This is a genomic window from Bacillus sp. FSL K6-1560 (assembly GCF_038592935.1).
Lineage (GTDB): Bacteria > Bacillota > Bacilli > Bacillales > Bacillaceae > Bacillus > Bacillus subtilis.
In genome coordinates this window covers 89,925-97,500 of record NZ_CP151946.1, presented here as the reverse complement: position 1 = coordinate 97,500, position 7,576 = coordinate 89,925, and the positions used below count along the sequence as shown (strand labels likewise).

Sequence of the window (7,576 nt, the reverse complement as noted above, 5' to 3'; positions counted from 1 at the left end):
ACCTTCCGATACGGCTACCTTGTTACGACTTCACCCCAATCATCTGTCCCACCTTCGGCGGCTGGCTCCTAAAAGGTTACCTCACCGACTTCGGGTGTTACAAACTCTCGTGGTGTGACGGGCGGTGTGTACAAGGCCCGGGAACGTATTCACCGCGGCATGCTGATCCGCGATTACTAGCGATTCCAGCTTCACGCAGTCGAGTTGCAGACTGCGATCCGAACTGAGAACAGATTTGTGGGATTGGCTTAACCTCGCGGTTTCGCTGCCCTTTGTTCTGTCCATTGTAGCACGTGTGTAGCCCAGGTCATAAGGGGCATGATGATTTGACGTCATCCCCACCTTCCTCCGGTTTGTCACCGGCAGTCACCTTAGAGTGCCCAACTGAATGCTGGCAACTAAGATCAAGGGTTGCGCTCGTTGCGGGACTTAACCCAACATCTCACGACACGAGCTGACGACAACCATGCACCACCTGTCACTCTGCCCCCGAAGGGGACGTCCTATCTCTAGGATTGTCAGAGGATGTCAAGACCTGGTAAGGTTCTTCGCGTTGCTTCGAATTAAACCACATGCTCCACCGCTTGTGCGGGCCCCCGTCAATTCCTTTGAGTTTCAGTCTTGCGACCGTACTCCCCAGGCGGAGTGCTTAATGCGTTAGCTGCAGCACTAAGGGGCGGAAACCCCCTAACACTTAGCACTCATCGTTTACGGCGTGGACTACCAGGGTATCTAATCCTGTTCGCTCCCCACGCTTTCGCTCCTCAGCGTCAGTTACAGACCAGAGAGTCGCCTTCGCCACTGGTGTTCCTCCACATCTCTACGCATTTCACCGCTACACGTGGAATTCCACTCTCCTCTTCTGCACTCAAGTTCCCCAGTTTCCAATGACCCTCCCCGGTTGAGCCGGGGGCTTTCACATCAGACTTAAGAAACCGCCTGCGAGCCCTTTACGCCCAATAATTCCGGACAACGCTTGCCACCTACGTATTACCGCGGCTGCTGGCACGTAGTTAGCCGTGGCTTTCTGGTTAGGTACCGTCAAGGTACCGCCCTATTCGAACGGTACTTGTTCTTCCCTAACAACAGAGCTTTACGATCCGAAAACCTTCATCACTCACGCGGCGTTGCTCCGTCAGACTTTCGTCCATTGCGGAAGATTCCCTACTGCTGCCTCCCGTAGGAGTCTGGGCCGTGTCTCAGTCCCAGTGTGGCCGATCACCCTCTCAGGTCGGCTACGCATCGTCGCCTTGGTGAGCCGTTACCTCACCAACTAGCTAATGCGCCGCGGGTCCATCTGTAAGTGGTAGCCGAAGCCACCTTTTATGTTTGAACCATGCGGTTCAAACAACCATCCGGTATTAGCCCCGGTTTCCCGGAGTTATCCCAGTCTTACAGGCAGGTTACCCACGTGTTACTCACCCGTCCGCCGCTAACATCAGGGAGCAAGCTCCCATCTGTCCGCTCGACTTGCATGTATTAGGCACGCCGCCAGCGTTCGTCCTGAGCCAGGATCAAACTCTCCGATAAAGTAGTTTGACTGACTACGCACATCGCTGTGCGATTTTTAAAAACTGAATTAACAGGTACGTTTTGTCTTGTTTAGTTTTCAAAGATCATTTTGTTTGCTTGCTTTGTTAAAGCAACTTTCTTAGTATACAACGTTACTTCTTCAAAGTCAACAACTTTTTAAAAACTTTTGGTGGAGCCTAGCGGGATCGAACCGCTGACCTCCTGCGTGCAAAGCAGGCGCTCTCCCAGCTGAGCTAAGGCCCCATAAAAAATGGTCGGGAAGACAGGATTCGAACCTGCGACCCCATGGTCCCAAACCATGTGCTCTACCAAGCTGAGCTACTTCCCGATTTCCCATCTATTCTATTAAAAGATATGGCGCGCCCGAGAGGAGTCGAACCCCTAACCTTTTGATCCGTAGTCAAACGCTCTATCCAATTGAGCTACGGGCGCAAAACATAATGCCGAGGGCCGGACTTGAACCGGCACGGTAGTCACCTACCGCAGGATTTTAAGTCCTGTGTGTCTGCCAATTCCACCACCCCGGCGTGGATGGTATAGTTGGAGCGGAAGACGGGATTCGAACCCGCGACCCCCACCTTGGCAAGGTGGTGTTCTACCACTGAACTACTTCCGCAGACAGGATGTCCAGTTTTTCTAACTGTTATCCTATATAATGCGGGTGAAGGGACTTGAACCCCCACGTCATAAAGACACTAGATCCTAAGTCTAGCGCGTCTGCCAATTCCGCCACACCCGCGTAAAATGGTGAGCCATGAAGGACTCGAACCTTCGACCCTCTGATTAAAAGTCAGATGCTCTACCAACTGAGCTAATGGCTCTTCTACAAGAGACTTGAGTATTATATCATATAAAAGTGGTGCCGGCAAGAGGACTTGAACCCCCAACCTACTGATTACAAGTCAGTTGCTCTACCAATTGAGCTACACCGGCATAATGGTGGAGGATGACGGGCTCGAACCGCCGACCCTCTGCTTGTAAGGCAGATGCTCTCCCAGCTGAGCTAATCCTCCATAATTGCACTAACGTGCAATTGCTTGGCGGCGTCCTACTCTCACAGGGGGAACCCCCCGACTACCATCGGCGCTGAAGAGCTTAACTTCCGTGTTCGGTATGGGAACGGGTGTGACCTCTTCGCTATCGCCACCAAACAAATTGAGAGTGTTCTCTCAAAACTAGATAACAGGTGTGACATCATTCAAAAATATGGTTAAGTCCTCGATCGATTAGTATCTGTCAGCTCCATGTGTCGCCACACTTCCACCTCAGACCTATCAACCTGATCATCTTTCAGGGATCTTACTTCCTTGCGGAATGGGAAATCTCATCTTGAGGGGGGCTTCATGCTTAGATGCTTTCAGCACTTATCCCGTCCGCACATAGCTACCCAGCGATGCCCTTGGCAGAACAACTGGTACACCAGCGGTGCGTCCATCCCGGTCCTCTCGTACTAAGGACAGCTCCTCTCAAATTTCCTGCGCCCGCGACGGATAGGGACCGAACTGTCTCACGACGTTCTGAACCCAGCTCGCGTACCGCTTTAATGGGCGAACAGCCCAACCCTTGGGACCGACTACAGCCCCAGGATGCGATGAGCCGACATCGAGGTGCCAAACCTCCCCGTCGATGTGGACTCTTGGGGGAGATAAGCCTGTTATCCCCGGGGTAGCTTTTATCCGTTGAGCGATGGCCCTTCCATGCGGAACCACCGGATCACTAAGCCCGACTTTCGTCCCTGCTCGACTTGTAGGTCTCGCAGTCAAGCTCCCTTGTGCCTTTACACTCTGCGAATGATTTCCAACCATTCTGAGGGAACCTTTGGGCGCCTCCGTTACCTTTTAGGAGGCGACCGCCCCAGTCAAACTGCCCACCTGACACTGTCTCCCCGCCCGATAAGGGCGGCGGGTTAGAAGGTCAATACAGCCAGGGTAGTATCCCACCGATGCCTCCACCGAAGCTGGCGCTCCGGTTTCCAAGGCTCCTACCTATCCTGTACAAGCTGTACCAACATTCAATATCAGGCTGCAGTAAAGCTCCACGGGGTCTTTCCGTCCTGTCGCGGGTAACCTGCATCTTCACAGGTACTATAATTTCACCGAGTCTCTCGTTGAGACAGTGCCCAGATCGTTGCGCCTTTCGTGCGGGTCGGAACTTACCCGACAAGGAATTTCGCTACCTTAGGACCGTTATAGTTACGGCCGCCGTTTACTGGGGCTTCAATTCGCACCTTCGCTTACGCTAAGCGCTCCTCTTAACCTTCCAGCACCGGGCAGGCGTCAGCCCCTATACTTCGCCTTACGGCTTCGCAGAGACCTGTGTTTTTGCTAAACAGTCGCCTGGGCCTATTCACTGCGGCTCTCTCGGGCTTGCACCCTAACAGAGCACCCCTTCTCCCGAAGTTACGGGGTCATTTTGCCGAGTTCCTTAACGAGAGTTCTCTCGATCACCTTAGGATTCTCTCCTCGCCTACCTGTGTCGGTTTGCGGTACGGGCACCTCTCACCTCGCTAGAGGCTTTTCTTGGCAGTGTGGAATCAGGAACTTCGCTACTATATTTCGCTCGCCATCACAGCTCAGCCTTATGGGAAACGGATTTGCCTATTTCCCAGCCTAACTGCTTGGACGCGGATATCCAATACCGCGCTTACCCTATCCTCCTGCGTCCCCCCATTGCTCAAATGGTGAGGAGGTGGTACAGGAATATCAACCTGTTGTCCATCGCCTACGCCTTTCGGCCTCGGCTTAGGTCCCGACTAACCCTGAGCGGACGAGCCTTCCTCAGGAAACCTTAGGCATTCGGTGGAGGGGATTCTCACCCCTCTTTCGCTACTCATACCGGCATTCTCACTTCTAAGCGCTCCACCAGTCCTTCCGGTCTGGCTTCACAGCCCTTAGAACGCTCTCCTACCACTGTTCGAAGAACAGTCCGCAGCTTCGGTGATACGTTTAGCCCCGGTACATTTTCGGCGCAGAGTCACTCGACCAGTGAGCTATTACGCACTCTTTAAATGGTGGCTGCTTCTAAGCCAACATCCTGGTTGTCTAAGCAACTCCACATCCTTTTCCACTTAACGTATACTTTGGGACCTTAGCTGGCGGTCTGGGCTGTTTCCCTTTCGACTACGGATCTTATCACTCGCAGTCTGACTCCCAAGGATAAGTCATTGGCATTCGGAGTTTGACTGAATTCGGTAACCCGGTAGGGGCCCCTAGTCCAATCAGTGCTCTACCTCCAAGACTCTTACCTTGAGGCTAGCCCTAAAGCTATTTCGGAGAGAACCAGCTATCTCCAGGTTCGATTGGCATTTCACCCCTACCCACACCTCATCCCCGCACTTTTCAACGTGCGTGGGTTCGGGCCTCCATTCAGTGTTACCTGAACTTCACCCTGGACATGGGTAGATCACCTGGTTTCGGGTCTACGACCACGTACTCATGCGCCCTATTCAGACTCGCTTTCGCTGCGGCTCCGCATCTTCTGCTTAACCTTGCACGGGATCGTAACTCGCCGGTTCATTCTACAAAAGGCACGCCATCACCCGTTAACGGGCTCTGACTACTTGTAGGCACACGGTTTCAGGATCTCTTTCACTCCCCTTCCGGGGTGCTTTTCACCTTTCCCTCACGGTACTGGTTCACTATCGGTCACTAGGGAGTATTTAGCCTTGGGAGATGGTCCTCCCGGATTCCGACGGAATTTCACGTGTTCCGCCGTACTCAGGATCCACTCAGGAGAGAACGAAGTTTTGACTACAGGGCTGTTACCTCCTATGGCGGGCCTTTCCAGACCTCTTCATCTACCTCGTTCTTTTGTAACTCCGTACAGAGTGTCCTACAACCCCAAGAGGCAAGCCTCTTGGTTTGGGCTAATCCCGTTTCGCTCGCCGCTACTCAGGGAATCGCATTTGCTTTCTCTTCCTCCGGGTACTTAGATGTTTCAGTTCCCCGGGTCTGCCTTCTCATATCCTATGAATTCAGATATGGATACCACTCCATTACGAGTGGTGGGTTTCCCCATTCGGAAATCTCCGGATCAAAGCTTGCTTACAGCTCCCCGAAGCATATCGGTGTTCGTCCCGTCCTTCATCGGCTCCTAGTGCCAAGGCATCCACCGTGCGCCCTTTCTAACTTAACCGTTAAAAAGAATCACTATGTGATATCTTGTGTTACTAATTGAATGTGATGTCTACTGTTATCTAGTTTTCAAAGAACACGTTTCGAAGGAATGATCCTTCAAAACTAAACAAGACAGGGAACGTTCTGTTTATAAGACCCAAGGTCTTATATTCCGTATAATATCCTTAGAAAGGAGGTGATCCAGCCGCACCTTCCGATACGGCTACCTTGTTACGACTTCACCCCAATCATCTGTCCCACCTTCGGCGGCTGGCTCCTAAAAGGTTACCTCACCGACTTCGGGTGTTACAAACTCTCGTGGTGTGACGGGCGGTGTGTACAAGGCCCGGGAACGTATTCACCGCGGCATGCTGATCCGCGATTACTAGCGATTCCAGCTTCACGCAGTCGAGTTGCAGACTGCGATCCGAACTGAGAACAGATTTGTGGGATTGGCTTAACCTCGCGGTTTCGCTGCCCTTTGTTCTGTCCATTGTAGCACGTGTGTAGCCCAGGTCATAAGGGGCATGATGATTTGACGTCATCCCCACCTTCCTCCGGTTTGTCACCGGCAGTCACCTTAGAGTGCCCAACTGAATGCTGGCAACTAAGATCAAGGGTTGCGCTCGTTGCGGGACTTAACCCAACATCTCACGACACGAGCTGACGACAACCATGCACCACCTGTCACTCTGCCCCCGAAGGGGACGTCCTATCTCTAGGATTGTCAGAGGATGTCAAGACCTGGTAAGGTTCTTCGCGTTGCTTCGAATTAAACCACATGCTCCACCGCTTGTGCGGGCCCCCGTCAATTCCTTTGAGTTTCAGTCTTGCGACCGTACTCCCCAGGCGGAGTGCTTAATGCGTTAGCTGCAGCACTAAGGGGCGGAAACCCCCTAACACTTAGCACTCATCGTTTACGGCGTGGACTACCAGGGTATCTAATCCTGTTCGCTCCCCACGCTTTCGCTCCTCAGCGTCAGTTACAGACCAGAGAGTCGCCTTCGCCACTGGTGTTCCTCCACATCTCTACGCATTTCACCGCTACACGTGGAATTCCACTCTCCTCTTCTGCACTCAAGTTCCCCAGTTTCCAATGACCCTCCCCGGTTGAGCCGGGGGCTTTCACATCAGACTTAAGAAACCGCCTGCGAGCCCTTTACGCCCAATAATTCCGGACAACGCTTGCCACCTACGTATTACCGCGGCTGCTGGCACGTAGTTAGCCGTGGCTTTCTGGTTAGGTACCGTCAAGGTACCGCCCTATTCGAACGGTACTTGTTCTTCCCTAACAACAGAGCTTTACGATCCGAAAACCTTCATCACTCACGCGGCGTTGCTCCGTCAGACTTTCGTCCATTGCGGAAGATTCCCTACTGCTGCCTCCCGTAGGAGTCTGGGCCGTGTCTCAGTCCCAGTGTGGCCGATCACCCTCTCAGGTCGGCTACGCATCGTCGCCTTGGTGAGCCGTTACCTCACCAACTAGCTAATGCGCCGCGGGTCCATCTGTAAGTGGTAGCCGAAGCCACCTTTTATGTTTGAACCATGCGGTTCAAACAACCATCCGGTATTAGCCCCGGTTTCCCGGAGTTATCCCAGTCTTACAGGCAGGTTACCCACGTGTTACTCACCCGTCCGCCGCTAACATCAGGGAGCAAGCTCCCATCTGTCCGCTCGACTTGCATGTATTAGGCACGCCGCCAGCGTTCGTCCTGAGCCAGGATCAAACTCTCCGATAAATGGATCACAGGTTAAGTTCACCGCATCCTGCGGCGACACCTGTGTGACCTGCATCGTGCAGGCCCTAGTTTGACTGACTACGCACATCGCTGTGCGATTTTTAAAAACTGAATTAACAGGTACGTTTTGTCTTGTTTAGTTTTCAAAGATCATTTTGTTCACTTCGTTCAAGCGACTTTATTATTATA

At 52.7% G+C, this 7,576-nt stretch carries 9 tRNA genes and 4 rRNA genes (1 of these 13 running past the window's edge); all 13 read right to left on the bottom strand.

The features are described 5' to 3' along the window. Positions 1 to 1,530: ribosomal RNA gene (locus tag NYE22_RS00545) — 16S ribosomal RNA — on the bottom strand; it reaches 20 nt to the left of the window's first position. Positions 1,531 to 1,700: 170 nt separating this feature from the next. Continuing rightward, positions 1,701 to 1,776: transfer RNA gene (locus tag NYE22_RS00540), tRNA-Ala, on the bottom strand. A gap of 8 nt (positions 1,777 to 1,784) precedes the next feature. Then, positions 1,785 to 1,861, bottom strand: a tRNA-Pro gene (locus NYE22_RS00535). A 27-nt stretch (positions 1,862 to 1,888) separates the two neighbouring features. Then, a tRNA-Arg gene (locus tag NYE22_RS00530) sits at positions 1,889 to 1,965 on the bottom strand. A gap of 9 nt (positions 1,966 to 1,974) precedes the next feature. Next, positions 1,975 to 2,060: transfer RNA gene (locus NYE22_RS00525), tRNA-Leu, on the bottom strand. Positions 2,061 to 2,074: 14 nt separating this feature from the next. Then, positions 2,075 to 2,149: transfer RNA gene (locus NYE22_RS00520), tRNA-Gly, on the bottom strand. A 40-nt stretch (positions 2,150 to 2,189) separates the two neighbouring features. Next, positions 2,190 to 2,272, bottom strand: a tRNA-Leu gene (locus NYE22_RS00515). Between the two features lie 6 nt (positions 2,273 to 2,278). Next, positions 2,279 to 2,354, bottom strand: a tRNA-Lys gene (locus NYE22_RS00510). A 36-nt stretch (positions 2,355 to 2,390) separates the two neighbouring features. Next, positions 2,391 to 2,466: transfer RNA gene (locus tag NYE22_RS00505), tRNA-Thr, on the bottom strand. A 4-nt stretch (positions 2,467 to 2,470) separates the two neighbouring features. Then, positions 2,471 to 2,546, bottom strand: a tRNA-Val gene (locus NYE22_RS00500). Positions 2,547 to 2,568: 22 nt separating this feature from the next. Beyond that, positions 2,569 to 2,684: ribosomal RNA gene (gene rrf, locus NYE22_RS00495) — 5S ribosomal RNA — on the bottom strand. A gap of 55 nt (positions 2,685 to 2,739) precedes the next feature. After that, positions 2,740 to 5,667, bottom strand: a 23S ribosomal RNA gene (locus tag NYE22_RS00490). Positions 5,668 to 5,837: 170 nt separating this feature from the next. After that, positions 5,838 to 7,387: ribosomal RNA gene (locus NYE22_RS00485) — 16S ribosomal RNA — on the bottom strand. Together the 16S, 23S and 5S rRNA genes with 9 tRNA genes alongside form the textbook arrangement of a ribosomal RNA operon. Positions 7,388 to 7,576: the final 189 nt, after the last annotated feature.